Raw genomic sequence first — 21264 nt, forward strand, 5'->3', positions numbered from 1 at the left:
AACTAGATATTCTTAAAAAAACGGCGTTCTTCTTCAGTTAAAAGTATTCTTAGCAAGTACTTCTCAGCCAAATTATTAAACACCTATTCATACGTGAGATTGATTTATTTGCTGATTTGTGTGATAATATGACTTATTGCTATACTAATAGCATAAACAAACATCATGAATACAGTAGCTAAAAAATTCAACCTTCAGAAAATCCTTATCAAATTTTATACCTGTGAGATACGTACTTTTAGGCGAATATTAGGACTAAAATAACAGCGTCAAATTAGTATTGGTTCATCCAGCATTGAAACCGTTTCACTTGATATAAGGGCGTAATTATGTTACCTTTATACTGGTGCTAGTTTATAAAAGCACACCAATAAACAGCTAGGAAATTTAGCTGGTTAAATCAATAAAACGCGTATACAAGCTTGTCATATGAAGCACATCCCATTTAAAATGTTGCTAAAGAAATCATATCTCTATATTGTTTTTATCTTTTTGGGTTGTACATCTACCAAAACAAACAATCAGCACACAAACAGTTCTAATGCCGAACCTACTATCATACAAACTCAAAACGGTACTGATAAGGCAAAGCCTTTTATTCAAAATTTGGGTTTAGATGATCATTCATACATCAGTCTAACACCAAGCCAAACAGAATCAACGATCCATCATAAAGATTCGCTTCTACAAGAGCATAGTAATACTCAACTAAGTAGTAGTTCTGAGGAGGTCAACTTTAATAGCGATAGTCCCGTAGCGTATAGAATTGTTCAAAATTATCTGAATAGCGAAATTAAAGAGCCTGGCGGACATTGCCTTACCGTAAGTAAAACTCGGTTTGAAAAGGGATACAAAGAAGTGCACGGTCATTTGCCTTATCAAGATTTGCCCGATAGTATGGCTACGGCTACATATACTTCTAAACAGGTATTTAACTTGCTTTATGTGACTGCTTCTAAACCAGATAAAAGCTGGCAAAGCCTTCCCGAAAAATATAGGGGCAAAGGTAATGCGGGTGCTATTACCTACGCCGGTATGGGTACTTTAGTTGATTCTACCGGTATTTGGGGCGGAAAATTAAAACCGGGTGCCCTTATGCAAGTCTGGCGGTATAAAGAAGATTATATAGAGGTGGTACAGGGTGCCGATGTTGTAAAACTAGATCCATACGGACATTCGTTTATTTTCATAAGCTATGTACGTGATGACAAAGGTGTAATTACCGGACTCCGGATTGCGGATCAAGGTTTTCAGAGTTACAGACCACTAGTGCCTAGAGATTATGATGTCTGGTGGGCAGTGAACCTAAGTGTTTAGCCAACGCATAAAAAGCATCATAAAACTTTAACTTTTTATATGTAATTTACTCAGTACTAATACGTTCTAATAATAGTATCTTATCCCTAAATCTATTGTAACCTATGTTTCTATTTTCGATACTTCTTTCTTTAGGCTTTTCTAATGATATATCACCTAAAACAAATAGGGTGATGCATCATAGCACTGCTGCTGTAAGAACTTTACCTGTATCGAAATCAACTAATTTTAAGGAAGAAAAAACACTTGTGCTCAACATAGCATCAGATTCTATCGCTGATTCTTATGCCAGTACTAAAGAAGATGCCCATCAACTGCGTTTGCGTTTAAAAAAAGATTTACGGGCAGGTACTATTTCTATTGATCATATTAAAACAGCTTTTGCCGATCAACTGGTAGATAAAATTATACCGCACTGGTATGGTACTCCGTGGAGTTTTGGCGGACATACTGCTACGCCTAATGAAGGTAAAATTGCATGTGGTTATTTTATATCAACCACTCTGCGAGATATGGGAATTAATATCAACCGTTATAAATTAGCTCAAAAATTGCCCATAGACGAGGCTAAAATGATCAGTTGTGGTTCGGAAATTACCCAAGTGGAACAAGAAACCCATGAAAAAGCATTTGAAGAGATAGATACCTTAACCCAAGAGGGACTTTATTTTATAGGTTTTGATGAGGGACATGTGGGCTATCTTTTAAAACGTGAGGGCGAACTTTTCTTAATACACTCCAACTATCTCAACCCAGTATCGGTTTGTATGGAAACTCTTAAAGAATCACGCGTTTTTAATCGTTTTACCAAATTCCATCTCGTAGCCATTTCTCATAATGATGCCTTATTACAACGCTGGTTAGACAATGGTACTGTTATGTAATTTCGTATAACTTTCTTTATCATAAACATATACCATAGCGCTTTTTAGCGCTATTTTTTATTCAAAAGTATGTCGTTGTTCTGCAGTCGAAGATGCTTGTAGTAATTGGTGAAATGTCTTTATACTATCAAAATTGCTAGTAATTTCTTCCGATACCGCTATGCCAGATACACCTGCTTCTAGTAACCCTTTCACATCTGCCGTAGTAATACCACCAAAAGCAATAATTGGGGTTTCGGTTTTTAAAGCTTCTACTAGTAACATGTACCCATTTAAACCCAAAACCGGACTCAAATCTTCTTCGTTAGTATTGCCTTTAAAAGGACCTAAATTGATATAATCAACTTCTTTGGCTAACAGTGTTTCTGCGTCTTGTAAGGTGTTTGCCGTACCACCAATCATTTGCCAAGTGTATAGCAGTTTTCGTACCTCGGTAGGGGCGGTAGCTGTTTTATCTAATACAACACCATCTGCTTTAATGGTATGTGCAATCTTAAACTGATTCTCAATGATCAACCGCGTCTGAAAATGAGAAGTGATCTCCCTAGCTTCTTCGGCTATTTTTAAAAACTTCTTTTCCGATACATCTACTAAACCTAACTGTACCAATTCTATACCCGAAGTACACGCCTTTTGTATATTTTCCAAAACCTCTATTGGTGAGTTTCCTTTTGGTTTGTAATGTAGTTTAGGGATAATCATGTCCATATTTTCTGATGTAAATGTTGTGGTATTTGAGTTGGCAAAGTTACGGATGTATTGTGTAATTTAATTTTTTTGTATGGCAATGTCTTCTTCACCGGCTATTTTTTGTACCGCTAATTGCCCATCATGGAAAATAGAATTCATAGGTTTCGTCTAATTGTGGTTGTGATAAGCACTTCTGTGTTTTAGACGTAGGGAGGGTTGTAAACTTTCTTGTCACATGACTCGTAATTTATTAAGATTAAAAGTCTATGTTAATAGGGGTTACAACATTATTTTTAATGATTACGGAAACCCGTAACAAATAACTTTGGTAACTCGATACATTTATTAGTTAGAGTTTAAAGTCAAAAACGAAGAAAATTGCTGAAGCTTGTAAATTTTGTCAAAGACTAAAAGAAGAAAAATAATCTTTTAATAAAACAGAAAACTTATCAGCATAAAACAACCTATTATACTTCTGATAAAATTTCATACCAATTAATAGAATGATAGTTAACTTAGTTAGCTTTAAATTAAATACTAAAAGTTAAAGATGCCAATCAAAAACCATTTACGAATAAATGCAGATAAACAGCTAGAAGAATCTGGACAAGTAAAGTTTAATTACGGTTTTGGAGAAAATGAAGATGAAGCCAATATAGAGCCAAATTATATATTTATGGCTAGAACGTTTCGGGAAGATTTAAGATCTTATCGGAGTGACTTAGAAGTAAAAGCAGCTGTAAAAGATGAGACAATTGATGTTCCTTTTGATGTAGATTATTTAGAAGTAGACTTTATGGGACAGTTTCATTTAGAGAAGTACTACAGTATATGGTACAATACTTTTGGACTCGAAGGTGTAAGCTTCACCAATTTTAATAGAACAGCGTTATTTTCTATTGCAGATCGAGATAAATTTCAGGTATTTATTTCTAGTATAGAAGGCTTAATCAATAGAGGTTTAGATGACAATACAGAAACTGATTTTAATAAGAATGTAATTTTTGTGAAAAATTTTAAGCTTCTTACGTTAAGTGATGTTTTACAAGTAAGTGCAGAAAACATAGGAAACGTAGTTGTGCTTAAGACAATTGAACTACCAGCTAGTCCAGTAATTGAAAAAGGTATTCTTGATGCGCTAGAATCTTACTTAACACTTCATCAAATTTCATACGAAATTAATAGAGAAACACATAGATTAGAGCTTTATGATGCTACACTAGATGAGCTTATTGCTATTGCGCAAAATTTTGATGTCATAGAGAGCATAACGTCTTCCCTTTCTGGAGTTGTACGACCAGGTGTTTATAATATTCCTAGTAGAGATTTCGGTTTTGAAATAGCGAATGCAAATGAGGAACTTCCTTTAATTGGAATATTGGATACTGGAATAAGTATGCAAACTCCACTAACCAGTATTACGCTACGAGATGATACTTTTACATTAGATGGTAATCCATTAATTGATGATTGTGGTAATGATGGGCACGGTACAATGGTAGCAGCATTAGCAGCATTAGGAAGACACAATCATAGTAATAACTTTGAAGGTGAAATAACCGCAGACGCTAAGTTGCTATCTATTAAATTAATCGGCAGTGGTGATGGCTATCTTTCTGAAAAAAAGGTGATTGAGTTGCTTTATAAAGCGAAAGAAAAATACCCTCAATTAAGTATTTTCGTCTTAACAATTTGTTATAAAACTCATAAGAGAACGAACGAAGCGTTCTCTAATTACACATACGAACTGGATAAATTTGCATACGAAACTGATAGCCTAATTTTTATTAGTATTGGGAATAATATTCAAGCAATGAATGAAAATGTTGATTATGACTTAAATTATTTCAATAATGAACATACTAACTTAAATACGCCAGCTGACTCAATGAATAATATGACTGTAGGCGCAGCCGCAGATGGTTTATATGATGGTGTGTTTAACGGTATCGCATCAGGTAAAGAATTTCCTGCTATCTATTCTAGAACAGATCATATTGATCTTACTGCCATATATTCTGTTAAGAAAAGTAATAAAAATCTTTTTAAACCAGATGTTATCGAAGGTGGTGGAGATTATGGATTCTACAATCCTACCACAATAGATTTTATGGATAATGCAGCTATGTCTGTATTATCATCCAACCCAGCTTTAGGATATACAAAACAAGTAGGTACAAGTCTAGCAGCACCACTGACGGCTAATCTTGCTGCAAAACTTAAAATTGTTTATCCAGATTTAAAATCACAAACATTAAAAGCCTTGATAATTAATGGAGCATCTTTAAAAAACATAGTATATCCAGATGTAAACAAACCTTTACTAAATAGAACTTCTGGCTACGGACTTATTGATGCTGATAAGACTATTTTTTCAGATGAGAATAGCGCAACAATGATATTGGAAGACAGTATCCAAAGCGGTGAACAAAAGATATATCCTGTAAACTTTCCTGACTACCTAATTTCAACAAGTCTTGGTAAGACTAATCGGGTACTTAAAATAACAGCTACATTATGCTTTAGTTTTTTACCCTTACAGCACAATCAATTAACATATTGTCCTGTACATATGGCATTTAGTATTTTCAAGAATCATTCTTCAGATGATATTAACCGAGTACAACGAGTGCTAAATTCAAAGTTGCGCACCACATTAAGCTGGTCTCAATCTGCAAGAGACAAATCTACTCCAGCACCTTATAGTAATGTTCAAAAAATTGAATTTAATGTTGATGTTGCACAACTGCGAAGTGAAGGAAAAACTTTTAAATTAGCTGTACAAGCTCTATTGTCAAATCAAATTATGGCATCCCAGATTGAGAATTACCCAACAGAATTTAATTTCTCACTAGTTCTTAATATTGAAGAAACGGTAAGAGCAAATACAGGTCGTCTATATGACGAATTAAGAGCAATAAACAATGTTGAAGTTATTAATGTAGCCGAAGCTGAAGCAGATTTGGAAGGAGAAGTTTAAGAGGTAATCTCAAGAGATTTTTTTTCTGCAATCACAAGAGCTTTCCAAATTTGACTATCAATTTTAGTAATGGATTTTACATCTTTATTACTTTGCTTGAATAAACTACGCTTTAAGGCAGTAATAAGCGTTTTTTGAATGCTGTAGTAAGATAAACCTTCACACAGTTTCATAATCTTTGTTCCTTCTCTTTTATTACTTAATATAAAACCGCTCTTGCTTAATGTTAACTCAACAAGATTTTTAATTTGTTCAGTATTTGGTAATGAAAAACCTATGATACTATCAAATCTTCTTGTTAACGCAGAGTCTAGCATTTCCTTCTGATTAGTCGCAGCAATTACAATACTACTTTGAGGTAAATAATCAAATAACTGAAGTATGGTATTAACCACACGTTTCATTTCTCCATGATCTTGACTGTAATCACGTACCTTTCCTAAACTATCAAATTCATCAATAAAGATAATACAGTCTTCAAGTGCTGCCTTCCTAAATATCTTTGAAAGATTTTTACTAGTTTCACCCAATTTAGAAGAAACTATTGCTCCTAAATTAACAACAACCATCATTTTTTTTAATTCTCCTGCAATGATATAAGAAGCTAATGTTTTTCCACAACCAGATGGTCCATGTAATAATAGTTTGTTAGAAACTGGAAGTTTGAAGTTTTGTAGTAATTCAATTTTTTCGTGCTCTTCAATGAAATGTTTTAATTCTCCCATTACCACATCATCAGCAACAATGTTTTCTAAAGAATAATCTGAAGTTATTTTTTCTAGAATTAGATCATGCAAGTCACGATCATCCTGACGTTGCTGATATGAATCTGAGCCTACTTTTGTTAAGCTATTCGCACTTTGTTGACGCATTGACTCTTTAATAATAGATTGCAATTGAATTGCAAAATTCACCTTTTTAGTCTTTTTAGAATGTTCAACAAGCTCATTAATTACTGTCAATAGACTTTCTTGGTCATTTTCAAGACCATACTTTGCTATTTCTTTTATGTAATCAAATTGCCTCAATTTATTCTTTTAAATTTTATGTAAAGGTAACAAACTTGAATAAGGTTTTAAATATATTATATACCAATATAAGTATTTCATTAATAGATTATTATAAAAAATTATAAATATAAATCACAATTATAGCTAATTAAGCATTGTTCCAAAAAAGTAATTCATCTATAAACAATCGTTTATATAAATAATAGTAGCATTTTATTACAGACTTATTTTTCATCATAAGGCAGAAATTGGAAAAATAAGTTTACTTCTTACAGAGCGTCTCTGTATACCTTAATTAGTTAACAGCTAATTGGTATTCAGAGACTTTTTTTGCGCAAAACTTTACATGTCAAATAGACTCTAAAAAGAGTAAATTAAATTGAATACCTAGTATTGCCAATTATTAGCCCAATCTTTCCAAACAACATCTAGACCTTTACTTTTTAACATGGCAGTTATGTCTTCTGTTGGTCTTTCGTCTGATATTTCAAATTGCTCTAAAGATTCTGGTGCTACGGCATACCCACCAGGGTTGGTTTTAGACTCCGCACTTATAGAGGTAATGCCCAAATTCACAATATTATTCCTGAACAGCTCACTTTCACGTGTAGACATGGAGAGTTCTACATCTTCATCTAATAACCTAAAGGCACAGATGAGTTGCACCAAATCTGGGTCGGTCATTTCAACCTTTGGTTCCAATCCTCCTGAATGGGGTCTTAATCTAGGAAACGATATGGAGTACTTCGTCTTCCAGTACGTCTTTTGTAAATACTTTAAATGTAATGCTGTAAAGAAGCTATCTGCACGCCAATCTTCTAATCCAAATAATGCGCCCAATCCAATTTTGTGAATTCCGGCTTTGCCCAATCGGTCAGGAGTATCCAATCGAAAATCGAAATTAGATTTCTTGCCTTTTGGGTGGTGCTTTTTATACTCCTCTCTATGGTAGGTTTCTTGATATACCAAAACGGCATACAAGCCATTTTCAATTAACAGCTCATATTCATCTTGCAATAAGGGTTGTACCTCTATAGTGATATTTGAAAATTTAGAACGAATTAACTGCAAGGCATTATTGAAGTAATCTACACCAACGGTTTTATTGGCTTCGCCTGTAACCAATAAAATATGGTCATAGCCTTTAGATTTTATATACGCTACTTCTTTTAAAATTTCAGCGTCGGTCAAGGTTCTACGCGGAATTTTATTGGTCATGCTAAAACCGCAGTAGGTACAAATGTTCTGGCATTCGTTACTTAAATACATGGGCGAATACATTTGTATGGTATTCCCAAAGCGTTTCTTGGTGAGCTGGCGACTCAATTGCGCCATTTGCTCCAAGTACGGTTTGGCTGCAGGCGATATTAAAGCTTTAAAGTCCTCTAAATCTCGTTTTGTGTTATTTAATGCGCGTAACACATCTTGCTCTGTTTTAGAAAAAATACTGGCTAAGGTATCGTTCCAATTGTAGGTATCGAATAGGGTTTTGAAACTGCTCATAATCTTCTAATTCAAAAAACTAGTTAAGGGACTACTTGCTTCGGCTTTTTTATGCACTATAGGTGCCAGTTTCGCTTCAAAAGCCATTCTGCCCGCTGCTACCGCCATTTTAAATGCTTTGCCCATTGCTACAGGGTTTTGAGAAACGGCTATGGCCGTATTTACCAACACGGCATCTGCACCAAGCTCCATTGCAAAGGCTGCATGTGAAGGAGCTCCAATACCGGCATCTACAATAACAGGGACATTGCTTTGATCAATAATAATCTCTAAAAATTCTTGTGTTCTTAATCCTTTATTACTTCCTATAGGCGCACCTAAAGGCATTACACACTGCACACCAACTTCCTCTAATCGTTTACACAGAACGGGATCAGCATGTATATAGGGCATAACCACAAAACCTAGTTTAACTAATTCTTCGGCAGCCTTTAGCGTTTCTATGGGATCGGGAAGCAGATATTTTGGATCGGGATGTATTTCTAATTTCACCCAATTGGTCGCTAACGCTTCACGAGATAATTGAGCAGCAAAAACAGCTTCCTTTGCAGTACGAACTCCCGATGTGTTGGGTAATAAATTAATGCGATTATGATTTAAATGGCTTAATATATCATCTTGAGCATCACCAACATCTACCCGTTTTAAGGCCACGGTCACCAATTCACTCTCTGATGCCAGTATGGCTTCTTTCATTACTTGCGACGAGCTAAATTTTCCCGTTCCCGTAAACAACCTTGAGCTAAACTTCTTATCTGCTATCTGTAACATCTTATTTTCTTTTGTCTTCGGATATCCAACGTTCTTCTACTATTTCGCCACCATTGATGCGTTTCTTAAAATCTGGAATGCTATTAAAATTGCGCGTTATTTCACCAGAAACTGCGATACCATGAATACCTGTTTTCATTAGTTCTGAAACATCATCTATAACAATACCGCCTATGGCAATTACAGGCAATTCTGTTTTGAGTTCTTCGAGTATGGTCAAGTAACCGTTCATGCCCAATACGGGACTCAAATTCTTTTTGGTCTTCGTAAACCTAAAAGGACCCAGACCTATATAATCTACTTTTTTATGGATCAGAGTTTTACAATCCTCCAATGTGTTGGCGGTGCCACCAATGAGTTGCCAAGACGCCAGCTCTTTTCTTGCTTTAGTAGGGCAGGAGTCTAATTTACCTAAATGCACACCATCTGCTTTTACTGCAGCGGCAATTTTATAGTGATCGTTAATGATTAATAGTACCTGAAACTTTGATGTTATTTTTCGTGCTTGTTGTGCGGTTTCAAGTACTACTTTTTCTGACTGGTTTTTTAAACGCAGTTGCACCAATTCCGCACCAGAAGAACACGCTTTCTGAATATTTTCTAAGTGTTCTTGTGGTGTACTGCCTTGTGATATATAATGTAATGTTGGTATCATTTAGATTCTTTACTTAAAAGCTTAATTCATGCTATTTCTATTTGAAGTTTTCTTCTCTTCAATCCATGCCGCTTCATATTGTTTTTTCAAGGCTACAAAGCTTTCAACAGGGTTTTCCATATTCCAAACGCCACCTAAGACACCAATACCTTTAAAACCGAGCTTTAGTGTTTGTCGTACATTTTTATCGGTTATTCCGCCCATGCCCACGATTAACTTTTCACTAAGTTTGACGTCGAAACCTTTTCCTTCATATCCTTGTTTAGAGATGGAAGAAAACACGGGACTCAGTAAATGATAGTCAAATTCAAATTCACAATCTTCTAATACCTCTGGATCATGAAAAGAAGAACTTATAGTCTTACCGTACATATCTAAACGTTTGAAATACTGACCAGGATTATCAATATGGTCTATTCTTTTTTGCTCTTGAAAATGCACGCCTTTTAAATCATATGCATTGATCAACTCATGAAAAAGGTGAACTACAATTCTATTATGATATTTGGTGTCGATCGCATTTAAATAATTGCAATGTTCTTGATAGTCTTTAAATGGTTTTCTCAAATGATAATATGCCAAACCTTGTTGAAATAACTGATGAAGTATTTCAATTTCGTTAGGGATATCATTTTCTGGTGCTATTAATACGATCATTTTTGTGATTTAAATATTGTAATGGAAATCCTTTTGCTTCATGTGGGTAATACGGGAATAGAAAGCCTGATTTTCAACCCCCTTGGGTAGCTCTAATGACCAATACTTCATCACTCTCGTTCAGTGTTTTAGTATGCCACTCTGTTTTGGTAATTATGTTCTCATTTACCGCCACGGCTATTCCGTTAACAGAAATATCCAATCCTTTAATGATTTCATCTAATGTAGTATTCGGCTTGAATAGGTGAGTGCTGTTGTTTACTTTAATATGTATCATCTTTTCCATTAGGTTATCAATGCCTAAAACGCAACAATGATTTTAATTTTGATGTAAACAGAAAGAATAAATAATGAAATGATAAAAGGAAAGTACAGGTTGTTGATCCTGATAACTTTTCCCTACGTTGATATTAATCAAATCAGGTTCTAAGGATATTTCTCAAACTATGAAATAGCTACTCCTAAAGTTTACTTCGCTAATGTAAGAATTTGAAGACGAACACGTGCTTTTAAACATCAGAATGTTGAATAATTTATAGCTACAAGCGTTTTATGAAAAGATCGGCAATTATACCATACTTATCATATAAGTCTTATCATTAACCCTAGTATTTTCATTGCTAATTTTATCTAAAAACGCTAAAAAGTATAAATGAGTTACAGTAATTTTGTAGTTCATATAATTACAGCATATTGCTAGAAAAAAGAAATCAATTACCCCAAGAGCAATTTATAGATGAAGAAAACTTCATTTATTGTTTAGAAGGCGTTCAAGACATAGAAACGGATAAGGTTACCGAAGCACAGGAAAGCTTGGAGCAACTGGCCATGAAATACGGTATAGCAAGTATCTACAAAAAATGTGATACCATTGAAGGATTAGAAGATAGCTTAAACGGACTGGTCTTAGATGATCACAATTTTAAGGACTATGAAATCATCTATTTGGTGATGCATGGTGAAGCCAATAGTATTTGCTTAAACGATTACTACTATACCTTACAGGAAATTGCAGAGCTATTTGAAGGACGATTAAAAGGAAAGATTTTACACTTCTCCAACGCAAAAATTCTAGATTTAGACGAAGAGGAAGCACAATATTTTTTAGACATTACCAATGCAAAAGCTGTGTCTGGTTATGGCAATGCATACAACGGAGTAAGTAGCGCTAACCTTGATAAGGCTTTCTTTAACTTATTTAAAGAAGATGATGATATGTTCGATGTTGTTGAAGAACTGCACCAAAGACATTACAATGTCTGTAAGTTGCTTGATTTCAGATTGTATTATTAAACCGCTACCTAAAACAAATCACTTACTCTTCAAATTGATCTCAATTACTTGATCGCCGTTGTAGAAAATTTTTAAACCTGCCTGTTGATTCGTTGATTTACCTATATGTTTAATAACAATAGGCATTTCTTCTCCTGTTGGCACCAAACAATATTCAACTTTTGACTCAATTTGATACTGATTTCTAGCATCTCCTGTAAGTGCTATTGTCCTGATAAAGCAGCCCGTGTTACCTAACGTATTTTTAAGATGTATAGTCGTTTCGGTACCAATTGGTATTTCAACTTCTGACTTACTGCTAATTTACAGATTGTTAGGAGTTAAAGTGAAATTTACATTGTAAAAAAAGTATAAATAAAAGAAGCAATTACATGTTGTTTTAAAATTAATAACTCTTAAGTATTCAAGATAAAAATTAAATCTATATTCCTATTTTTACCAAAATCAAATAGAAGAATTTAATAGTATGAGCAAAACAAAACTAACCATAAATAGTAATGGGTCTGTAAAAGTAGAAGGAGATTTTGAAATTGTAGATAGCCAAGGTAATTCATATAACTTACAAGGTAGAACAGCGTTAGGTATATGTCGTTGCGGACTTTCTAATAACAAACCTTTTTGCGATGGTTCACACAGAAATCATTTTGAGCACGAAGCAACAGCTTTCGATTTACCTCCAATGAAAAAGAAATAAAACACATTAATTATTGCTTTTTAATAGACTTCTCTCATAAAAAAGCAATAATCAGTTTTTGTTCTATAATGTCTTGCGTTATGTAACTTTGCTTTAGCTAAAGCAAAGTTATTTTTTCAATCTTCTTTTGTTTTTCTTCTAAAAACCTCTTCTGAAAAGATAATGAAATCGAAAAGCAATTTCGCTTTGAGATTCATGAATACCTTTAAAAAATAATAAACAAGCAATGAATAAACACTTATTAACTGACCGACGGCAGGAGGGAAGGAAATGTGTGTGGAATGGTATTTTACTACAAACTTAAATCAGTTACTAAAAACCGTAATAGAATTCTTGTTAATATTTTATATATTTATGCTTCTCAAAGATTTAAAATGTACAATTTTCTCCCCCAATAATTTATAAAATACCCTTTAATAGGTATTTATTGATCAGAAATAGAAAAATACTTTTGACTTTATCAAAATTTTTTAAAGTAATTCTTGTAACCAATTAAATCAAACACCATGAAAAAAAGTATTTTGGTGGCAACGGTCTTTATGCTTACTGGTTGTTCCACACCTTCGAGTTCTCCTATATCAGCATTAAATGCAATTTTAGTTTTAGACGAAATGAGCAGTTCTATAGATGATGCCACCGCCTCGGCAGAATTTGCTTATAATAATTCAATAAATAATACATCTGTTCAAATTAAAAGTATAATCGGGAATTTAAGGTATGCGATAAAAGATACTGCCGATGAAATTGATGATAAAATTACAGAACAACAATTTCGGTTACTTGAAAATACTATTACATTGAAAAATGAATTCGATGAGTCTTTAAATAATGGGTTTAATAGAACGGAGAACTTAACAAATTCTATCAGTCAAATAGTTAGTGATTTACCATTTACAAAAAATGAACCAAGAATTACCAAGACTGAAATACCTCTGTTTGTAAAAGATTGGTCTAATAATGTTAAACTAAATTTTCAGGGTTATAACTTAGATTATGAAGATAATTTTATATCTATTGGAGATGAAATTACGTTGAAAGCGTCCACTCAGAATTCTACTGGCATAGAATTTCTAATATCTAACAAAAAAATTTCTGAAACAATAAATGAAATTTTGAATGAAAATTCATCTAGTACTAATTACATAAAAGGAGAAGTTCATTTGTTTTATAAAAAGGGTTGGGTTTTCGGAAAGAAAAAAGAAAAAATATTACCGATTACTATTAAAGTTATTCCAAGGAAAATAGGTACTATAAAAGTAGTGTTTCAAGTTGATGAATATCAATCTAATATTGAGCATATAAATGCATCTTGTGCTGTAGGAACACCAAGCCCAGGCTGGAAGGGTAAAAGGAAAACTCGAAGTAAATCATGTCCGATTACTGCCCCTAGGAAGCTTGTTGAAAGTTGTAATAACGTTGTCCAAGGGTCAATTATACCAACATCCATTGTTTCGCGACAAACAGCTAAAAGATATGGAGGGGGGCATAGTGTTGGTTCTATAACTAATGAAGGATTTGTACTAAACGTAACTGCTAAAAGTGAAAGTAAACCAGGTGGCGGGGGTGGTTTGTATTCGGCACGAGTAGAATATGATGTTGAATATCCATGTAAAGTAAAATCTGATAAATCTTTTGAGGAAATGCAATTATTAGTTGGTCAAGAAATACCAATTGACTTAACAGGTAATAAAGACCCTCTCTATAAAAGGGCGGAAATAAGCTTTTTTGATGGGTCAGAAATGGTTTTAAGTAGTGAAGAGCGAAAGCACTCTTTGTTAGAAATCAGTAATAATGATGCTAAACAACAAGTAATAATAAGACCTGTAAGAATTTCTAAAAATTAGATTTATTTTCAAAAGTAAATATACATTTAAAGAGATTACAAAAAATAATAATGGTTAGCTAAGAGTAGATTTTTGTATTTTAAAGTAAAGTATGTGGCACCACACTTTCTCAAATTTTTGTTTAAATAACTCTCTTTTTAAAAGGTAACAAAACGTTTATTGTACGAGCCGACGATAGGAGGGAAATTTAATGTGTGTGTGCAATGGTATTTTACTAAATTTTTAACTTTCCTAACGGTTTTCCGTAATAGTTTACTTGTTAAATTTTTGTATTTTTAGACTCCCCCATTTTTTTAATAAAAACTAAGTAATTTATATTGAATTAGTATTCTATTATTGAAAACTAGTTTGATAGATATAATATTGGAATTAAATCTATGGAATTTAACGAGTATCAGAACAAAGCAAAATTAACATTACAAAAGTACAATGCTGATGAGACTGCAAATATTGTAATACCATATTTAGGAATAATAGGAGAAGCGGGATCAGTTATTAGTGAATTAAAGAAAAAATTAAGAGATGGAGATTCTTATGTAAATTTTGAAAATAAGTTAAAAGAAGAGTTAGGTGATGTGCTATGGTATTTAGCTGTAATTGCTTCTGAAAACAACATAGATTTAAATGAAATAGCAAAAGAAAATATAAATAAAATTTCAGATCGTTTCTCTGAGAAAGATGAAACTGATTTTACTAATTACGATAAAGGTTTTGATGAAACAGAGTCATTACCTCAAGAATTTGAAATTGAGTTTATTTCATTTAAAGAGGGGGGAAGACAATTGGTCAAAATAATCAATAAAGATTCGGGCGAAACTATAGGAGATCCATTAACAGATAACAATTATGAAGATGATGGTTATAGATTTCATGATATTTTTCATTTTGGATATTTAGCAAATTTAGGATGGTCTCCTGTAATAAGAAAACTTATAAAACGTAAAAGAAAAAGTAATATAGAAATAGATACAAATGAAGATGGTGCTCGCGCACAAATTATAGAAGAATTGATATCACTTTTAATATATAGCGAATCAAAGGACAACAAATTATTAAAATACAGTAACAATATAGATACTGGCCTATTGAAACTTGTAAAGCGTCTAGTAAAAGATTTAGAAATAAAGGATTGTACAGCCAGACAATGGGAAGTAACCATCTTGAATTCATACAGGGTTTTTAATACTTTGATTGAAAATAATGGAGGCAGAGTATTGGTAAGTAAAAAGAACAGAACGCTGACTTATTTAGGAAAAAAATAAATAATATATATTGAAAATATTAATAAAGAAATCACTTCCAAAAGAGTCGGTAGTCTATAAAACATATTGGAAGTTTGCTGAGGAAAGACAAAATATATTCTTTAATAGAATTAATAATGAGGTTCATTGGACACACGATAAAATTTTAGCAAAACATAAGTTCACAAATGCTTACAGAGCTTCTGACCGAGTAAGTCAATATTTAATTAAAAATGTAATTTATAACCATAGTCAAGAACCAAAAGAGGTTCTGTTCAGAATTTTACTATTTAAGACATTTAATAAAATTGAAACTTGGGAACTTCTTACTAGTCGTTTAGGAAGTATTTCACATGCAGATTATAATTTTGAAGATTATGATGAAATTTTAACAACATTAATGAACAATGGTGTTTCAATTTATTCAGGTGCCTATATTATGACTTCAGGTCGTAGTAAGTTTGGGTACTCAAAAAAACATCGAAACCATTTAAAATTAATCGAACACATGTTTGATGATGGTTTTGTGAACAAAGTTTCCAATTCCATTAGTCTAGAGAACCTTTTTAATATTCTTAAAGAATATCCAACTATTGGAAATTTTTTGGCTTATCAATATGCAATTGACATCAACTATAGCGAAGTAGTAAATTTTAATGAAATGGATTTCGTTGTCCCTGGTCCCGGAGCTTATGATGGAATCAGAAAGTGTTTTACAGATTTAGGTGATTATAATGAAATTGATATTATAAAATATGTCACAGAAAGACAAAATATTGAATTTGAAAGATATAATTTAAACTTTAAAAATCTTTGGAGCAGGTCCTTACAACTTATTGACTGTCAGAATTTGTTTTGTGAAGTAGACAAATACGCTAGGGTAGCTCATCCAAATGTATCTGGAATATCTGGTCGTTCAAGAATCAAGCAAAAGTTTAGACCAAAAACTAATAAAATTGATTACTGGTATCCTCCAAAATGGGATATTAATCAAAATATCTAAATATAATATAAATGGGTAAAGAAAAAGGTAACAACGTATTTATAAGTCATTATGGAAAGGATGATGATAAAGTTCAAAGATTGAAAGAAAGGTTTGCAGAAAAAGGTTATAAAATTAGGAACTATTCGGTCGATAGCACAAAACATAAAGATGGTAGAATTCCCCAAAAAAAAGTACTCGAAAGATATCTAAGAAGGCAGATAAGTTGGTCAGGTTCTCTGATATGTCTTATTGGCCCAAACACTCATAAAAGAGATTGGGTCAATTATGAAATAGAAGAAGCACATAAACAAGGTAAAAAAATCGTTGGAATTTATACTCATGGTAATAACGATTCTGCAGAATTACCAGATGCTTTTAAAAAATATGGAGGAGCAACAATAGGTTGGAACTCTTTAGACAAGCTTATAGATATTATTAATGGTGATGTCTTACCTACGGAAACTCCGTCTGGAAGTGAAAGAAAACCATTATATAAAATGGCTACTATAAATTGCTAAAAAAATATGGAATACTTCTCATATGTTGTAGAGCACGATTATGGCTTAGCTCCTAATCCCTTTGGCGGATACTGCACATTAGCTGTTTGTAAACCTGATATTAGAAAAAATAAAAATTTAAACATTGGAGATTGGATAATTGGAACAGGAAGTCAAAAGTTGAAAAAACTAAATCATTTGGTTTTTGCAATGCAACTAGAAGAAAAACTAACTTTTGATGAATATTGGCAAGATAAAAGGTTTCAATATAAGAAACCTATAATAAACGGAAGTTTGGTTCAAATGTATGGGGATAATTTTTATCATAGGGATTCTAAAACTCAAGAATGGATACAGGAAAAATCTGCTCATTCAACTGTACAAAAGGAAAAGCATCTTATAAAAGATACGAGTTCAGAAATTGTTCTTATTTCTCAAAAATTTTATTATCTCGGAGATCAATCTTTATTGATACCGCAAGAGTTTATTAAGATCTGTAAAAAAAGACAGGGAATGAAGTATAAAGGATTAAACGAAGTTGGGACAAAGGTGATTACATGGTTGTCTCAAAACTCAAAAAATGGTATTAGTGGAGATCCAATTAATTGGAAAGAATATGATCATAAACAAATTAAATTACCCATATAATAACTGGAATTTAGGATGGCAGGAATTAATAGAGCTCTCAGTTTAAATGCGTCACTAGCTTTAAAAAATTTAGCTAGTAATGTAAAATGTGTATTTATTAGTCATCATAAAAGTGATTTAGAGTATTGTAAGAAGATTGCTCAATATATAATGAAAGCTAATATTGATGTGTACCTCGATGAGTACGATTACGATTTGAAACATCAGGTGCAAACTAATAATCCAGCAGGTGTTGTGCGTTGTATAAAAAAAGGTATTAACAATAGTTCACATATGCTTTGTGTTATTTCACCAAGTACTATTTATTCTAAATGGGTGCCTTGGGAAATAGGCTATGGTTATGATAAAACAACTATTGGAGCATTAACTCTTAAAGGGATTTCCAACGCATCGCTACCAGATTATATTAAGACGGTACCAGTTGTAAGAGGTACAAAGTCATTAAATCAATACATATCAAATGTGACTGGATATACCGAAAAGCACTTAAAAATGTTCAGTTATATTAATGAAAGCAATATGAGCAATCATGCACTAGACGATGTTTTGGACTGGCAACTATAAAAAGAAAAAAAATTGAGTAAAGAATATTTAATATCAAAGCTAACTTTTAGGGATGATAAACAATTAATAGACACAGTGAAAGTTGGTTTAGTGAATGGGAATTCTGTAGGAACATTTGAAAATAAAGATAGGAATTGGCTTGTGGACCAATTCAACTCAGGACACACGATTAGAGGGGCATATACAGGAACGGACGGTTTATGGAATCGGAAAGATGCTTTTAGGGTTGAAGAAAATTGTTTTAAATGGGGTTACGGATTGCCTAAAAACATAGCCAAACGCAATGTGTTTGTAAGTTATTATCATAATGATGATCAATTAAAAAGGCAAGAATTTGATAATCTTTTTGGCGATTTAATAATTAATCAATCTGTTATGCTAGATGAAATTAATGGCGAAAATAGTGACGATTATATACATAGATTAATTAATCAAGGTTATATGAGAGACACAACAATACTTGCTGTTCTGTTAGGACCGATTACTAAATGTAGAATGCACGTGGATTGGGAAATTGGAGGAGCTCTTAATAGAAGAGTTGGCGATAGATATGCTGGTTTATTAGGTATTAGACTTCCTTCTCATCCAGATTATGGATTAGGCACCACCTATAATATTGCAAATTACTCTGAGAGATTTATGGCTAATATTAATTCCGGATATGCCGTTGTTATTGATTGGACAGAAAACAGAAAAGTATTTCAGGATGCGATAGAATTAGCATTCTCAAGGCGAAGTGAGTCAGATAAAATAGTTAATGCATCAATAGCAAGACTAACCAGAAATTTATGCAAATGAAAAAGTTTAAAAGCCCATTATCAATATATGTCTTATGGCATCCGGAATTTAAAGAAGGTAAAGAATATGCTGAAAGTATTTATAACACTTATAGCGGTGAAAACGGTAATGTCACTCACGCTAAATATGATATACCTGTACATTACAGGACAAAGCCTTATAATAAAGAAACCTTTGCTAAAATACCATTTTCAGAATCTGATAAAAATGCGCTAATCCTTTTGGTTGATGAGCATATGTTTAATGATTCTAATTGGACAGAAACAATAGATGATTTATTAAAATCAAAACCTAGAAGCACAAGAATACTTCCTATACCTTTTAGTGAGTACGCATTTGATTTAAATCCAGAGCGCTTAAATAATTTTCAATTTATTAAGACGGATCAAAGCCATTTTAGCCCAGATAAGAATCTTATAAGTAATAGCAGAGTTATTAAATACCGATTGCTAGAAAGTATTGCTAAATTTTTATTCAATGTTAAAGAAGACTACGATACAGAAGAGCATAGTGATCCACCAATTAAATTATTTATTTCACACGCAAAAGATGATGGAAAAGATTTAGCGATACAGTTTAGAAATCATATTTATAGTAATACTAAACTGAAAGCATTTTTTGATGCTAATGATATTGCAGATGGTCATCAATTTGAACAGGAAATAACAAAACATATTGATCATTCTGCATTCGTAATATTTAATACTGATATATATTCAGATAGAGAATGGTGTAGAAAAGAGATAATTATTGCTAAAAGATATAGGTGCCCAATTATAGGTGTAATTGATATTAAGAAAGGTGAAAGAAGAAGTTTTCCATACAGTGGAAACTTTCCTACTATTGCCTGGAATAATAATTTTGAGGAAATTATAAATCTAATATTATCACAAGTAATAAGTGATAAATACAACGAGCTTTATTTAAAATCTATCGTTAAGATGTATGATCTAGAAAAACAATATAGCTGCTTAGTGCTTCCAAAAGCACCAGAGTTATTTAATTACATAGACATCGAGAATCTGAAAGAAGAAAATAAAGAAGTTAAATCTCTTATTGTTTTATATCCAGACCCACCAATAGGTATTGAGGAACTCAGTTTACTAAATGATGTGGACAAAAAAATTAAATTTATAACACCTCTATTGCTGCCAACATATATTCCAGAGCTATGAAAAAAGAGGATAAAAAGAACGTTACTACTAAAGATTTAGATAAACTTGTTACTAAAGAACTAAAAGATTCATCTAAAGAAAAAGAAATTTATCTTTTTGATGGTCAAAATGTTGCTATTTCAATAAGCGATAGTCCTGAAATAGAAAATTTAGGTTTCTCATTAGCACATCAAAGAAACCTAATAACTGAAATAACAAGGTTTTTAATAATTCACGGTAGCTGCTTGATTTATGGTGGTGATTTGCGCCAAAACGGATACACCAGAATGTTTTCAAATCTCGTACATCAGTATAGACCAAGCAAAGAAGCAGGAAAGTTGTTTTTTAAAAATTACTTCAGCTTCCCTATCCATCTCAATCTTAAAACTACAGATATTTTAGAATTTAAAAAAAATGGTGTTTTACCTGTGACTGTTGAACCACCAGCAGACCTAGGGATTGATCAGTCAAAATTTTATGTACCTGAAGGAAATGACAATCTATTCATCTGGGCAGAAAGTCTTACTAAGATGAGACAAAAGATGCAAAGCAATACAGATGCTAGAATTTTTACAGGTGGTAGTATGTCTAACTTTAAAGGTAAATATCCAGGTCTTTTAGAAGAGTCAATTCTTGCGCTAGAAAATAATATACCTGTATATTTTATGGGCATATTTGGTGGAATAACATCACGAATAATAGAAGGACTTAATGGAAAAAAACCTGAAGAGTTAACTATTGAATGGCAATCATCTCAAAACGAAAATTATAAAGAGTTTGTAAGTCACTATAATTCTAAAAAGAGTGAAGACAAAATTGATTACAAGTTAACCAGAGACTTCTTGAACAATTATACGTTAGAGCGTCTAAGCAAAAACAATGGTTTGTCTATTGCAGAAAATGAAAGGCTATTTAATACAGTACATACTTCAGAAATAATATTCCTGATTATGAAAGGACTTCATAAAACATTATCTAAATAAGATAAAACAAAGAGTCGTATTAATTGTAAAGTTCGCCCTAAGAAAATTTGGGTAAAACAATAGGTGAGGGGAGCGGCCATATTTTAGACGCGAGAA

General features: G+C 32.6%; 21 protein-coding genes and 1 riboswitch. Of the genes, 14 read left to right on the plus strand and 7 right to left on the minus strand.

Translation table 11 applies throughout. The features are described 5' to 3' along the window. Positions 1-429 precede the first annotated feature (429 nt). Together P178_RS0115790 and P178_RS0115795 are read left to right on the plus strand one after the other, a co-directional pair. On the plus strand, positions 430-1317 hold the full coding sequence (locus tag P178_RS0115790) for a hypothetical protein (protein ID WP_155941661.1): 888 nt from the start codon (positions 430-432) through the stop codon (positions 1315-1317). A gap of 104 nt (positions 1318-1421) precedes the next feature. Next, on the plus strand, positions 1422-2201 hold the full coding sequence (locus P178_RS0115795; RefSeq protein ID WP_027067125.1) for a hypothetical protein: 780 nt from the start codon (positions 1422-1424) through the stop codon (positions 2199-2201). Positions 2202-2258: 57 nt separating this feature from the next. On the opposite strand, the gene P178_RS0115800 is transcribed toward P178_RS0115795, so the two are convergent. Next, positions 2259-2903 carry a thiamine phosphate synthase gene (locus P178_RS0115800; protein ID WP_036147446.1) on the minus strand — a complete coding sequence of 215 codons (645 nt, stop codon included), beginning with the start codon at positions 2901-2903 and terminating at the stop codon, positions 2259-2261. Positions 2904-3441: 538 nt separating this feature from the next. On the opposite strand from P178_RS0115800, the gene P178_RS0115810 reads away from it, so the two are divergent. Further along, complete coding sequence (locus P178_RS0115810) at positions 3442-5871, plus strand: S8 family serine peptidase (protein ID WP_027067127.1); 2430 nt, start codon at positions 3442-3444, stop codon at positions 5869-5871. Here P178_RS0115810 and P178_RS0115815 read toward each other — a convergent pair. From P178_RS0115815 to thiS, 6 genes are all read right to left on the minus strand, one after another. After that, positions 5868-6899 carry an AAA family ATPase gene (locus tag P178_RS0115815; RefSeq protein ID WP_027067128.1) on the minus strand — a complete coding sequence of 344 codons (1032 nt, stop codon included), beginning with the start codon at positions 6897-6899 and terminating at the stop codon, positions 5868-5870. The two genes, P178_RS0115810 and P178_RS0115815, sit on opposite strands and share 4 nt — an antisense overlap. Positions 6900-7268: 369 nt before the next feature. Further along, on the minus strand, positions 7269-8384 hold the full coding sequence (gene thiH, locus P178_RS0115820) for a 2-iminoacetate synthase ThiH (protein WP_027067129.1): 1116 nt from the start codon (positions 8382-8384) through the stop codon (positions 7269-7271). A gap of 6 nt (positions 8385-8390) precedes the next feature. Then, positions 8391-9155: a thiazole synthase gene (locus P178_RS0115825; protein WP_027067130.1), complete on the minus strand. Its 765-nt coding sequence runs from the start codon at positions 9153-9155 to the stop codon at positions 8391-8393. Position 9156: 1 nt separating this feature from the next. After that, on the minus strand, positions 9157-9810 hold the full coding sequence (gene thiE / locus P178_RS0115830; RefSeq protein ID WP_027067131.1) for a thiamine phosphate synthase: 654 nt from the start codon (positions 9808-9810) through the stop codon (positions 9157-9159). A gap of 21 nt (positions 9811-9831) precedes the next feature. Then, complete coding sequence (locus P178_RS0115835; RefSeq protein WP_027067132.1) at positions 9832-10467, minus strand: thiamine phosphate synthase; 636 nt, start codon at positions 10465-10467, stop codon at positions 9832-9834. A 73-nt stretch (positions 10468-10540) separates the two neighbouring features. Next, positions 10541-10744, minus strand: a complete 204-nt coding sequence (thiS, locus tag P178_RS0115840; protein ID WP_027067133.1) for a sulfur carrier protein ThiS — start codon at positions 10742-10744, stop codon at positions 10541-10543. 102 nt (positions 10745-10846) lie between these two features. Beyond that, positions 10847-10940: riboswitch (TPP riboswitch) on the minus strand. Between the two features lie 220 nt (positions 10941-11160). On the opposite strand from thiS, the gene P178_RS0115845 reads away from it, so the two are divergent. From P178_RS0115845 to P178_RS0115900, 11 genes are all read left to right on the plus strand, one after another. Continuing rightward, complete coding sequence (locus P178_RS0115845; RefSeq protein ID WP_027067134.1) at positions 11161-11760, plus strand: DUF6642 family protein; 600 nt, start codon at positions 11161-11163, stop codon at positions 11758-11760. Positions 11761-12226: 466 nt separating this feature from the next. Beyond that, positions 12227-12454, plus strand: a complete 228-nt coding sequence (locus P178_RS0115855; RefSeq protein ID WP_027067135.1) for a CDGSH iron-sulfur domain-containing protein — start codon at positions 12227-12229, stop codon at positions 12452-12454. Positions 12455-12960: 506 nt separating this feature from the next. Then, the gene (locus P178_RS0115860; RefSeq protein WP_027067136.1) at positions 12961-14298 is read left to right on the plus strand and encodes a hypothetical protein; all 1338 of its coding nucleotides are present in this window, start codon (positions 12961-12963) and stop codon (positions 14296-14298) included. 377 nt (positions 14299-14675) lie between these two features. After that, positions 14676-15560 (plus strand): nucleoside triphosphate pyrophosphohydrolase family protein, encoded by an 885-nt coding sequence (locus P178_RS0115865; RefSeq protein ID WP_027067137.1) that lies wholly within the window; start codon positions 14676-14678, stop codon positions 15558-15560. A gap of 10 nt (positions 15561-15570) precedes the next feature. Next, on the plus strand, positions 15571-16542 hold the full coding sequence (locus P178_RS0115870; RefSeq protein WP_027067138.1) for a nucleotide kinase domain-containing protein: 972 nt from the start codon (positions 15571-15573) through the stop codon (positions 16540-16542). 11 nt (positions 16543-16553) lie between these two features. After that, a complete protein-coding gene (locus tag P178_RS0115875) occupies positions 16554-17042 on the plus strand; it encodes a TIR domain-containing protein (protein ID WP_027067139.1) in 489 nt (162 codons plus the stop codon). A gap of 6 nt (positions 17043-17048) precedes the next feature. Further along, positions 17049-17669, plus strand: a complete 621-nt coding sequence (locus P178_RS0115880; protein WP_027067140.1) for a hypothetical protein — start codon at positions 17049-17051, stop codon at positions 17667-17669. Between the two features lie 15 nt (positions 17670-17684). Continuing rightward, positions 17685-18233 (plus strand): toll/interleukin-1 receptor domain-containing protein, encoded by a 549-nt coding sequence (locus tag P178_RS0115885; RefSeq protein WP_036146988.1) that lies wholly within the window; start codon positions 17685-17687, stop codon positions 18231-18233. A gap of 90 nt (positions 18234-18323) precedes the next feature. Further along, positions 18324-19031, plus strand: a complete 708-nt coding sequence (locus P178_RS0115890; RefSeq protein WP_197026815.1) for a TIR domain-containing protein — start codon at positions 18324-18326, stop codon at positions 19029-19031. Beyond that, positions 19028-20206 (plus strand): toll/interleukin-1 receptor domain-containing protein, encoded by a 1179-nt coding sequence (locus tag P178_RS0115895; RefSeq protein WP_027067143.1) that lies wholly within the window; start codon positions 19028-19030, stop codon positions 20204-20206. Before P178_RS0115890 ends, P178_RS0115895 begins: the two co-directional genes overlap by 4 nt. Then, a complete protein-coding gene (locus P178_RS0115900) occupies positions 20203-21168 on the plus strand; it encodes a hypothetical protein (protein WP_027067144.1) in 966 nt (321 codons plus the stop codon). Before P178_RS0115895 ends, P178_RS0115900 begins: the two co-directional genes overlap by 4 nt. Positions 21169-21264: the final 96 nt, after the last annotated feature.

It is taken from the genome of Maribacter sp. Hel_I_7 (genome assembly GCF_000688315.1).
In the GTDB taxonomy this organism is placed as follows: Bacteria; Bacteroidota; Bacteroidia; order Flavobacteriales; family Flavobacteriaceae; genus Maribacter; species Maribacter stanieri.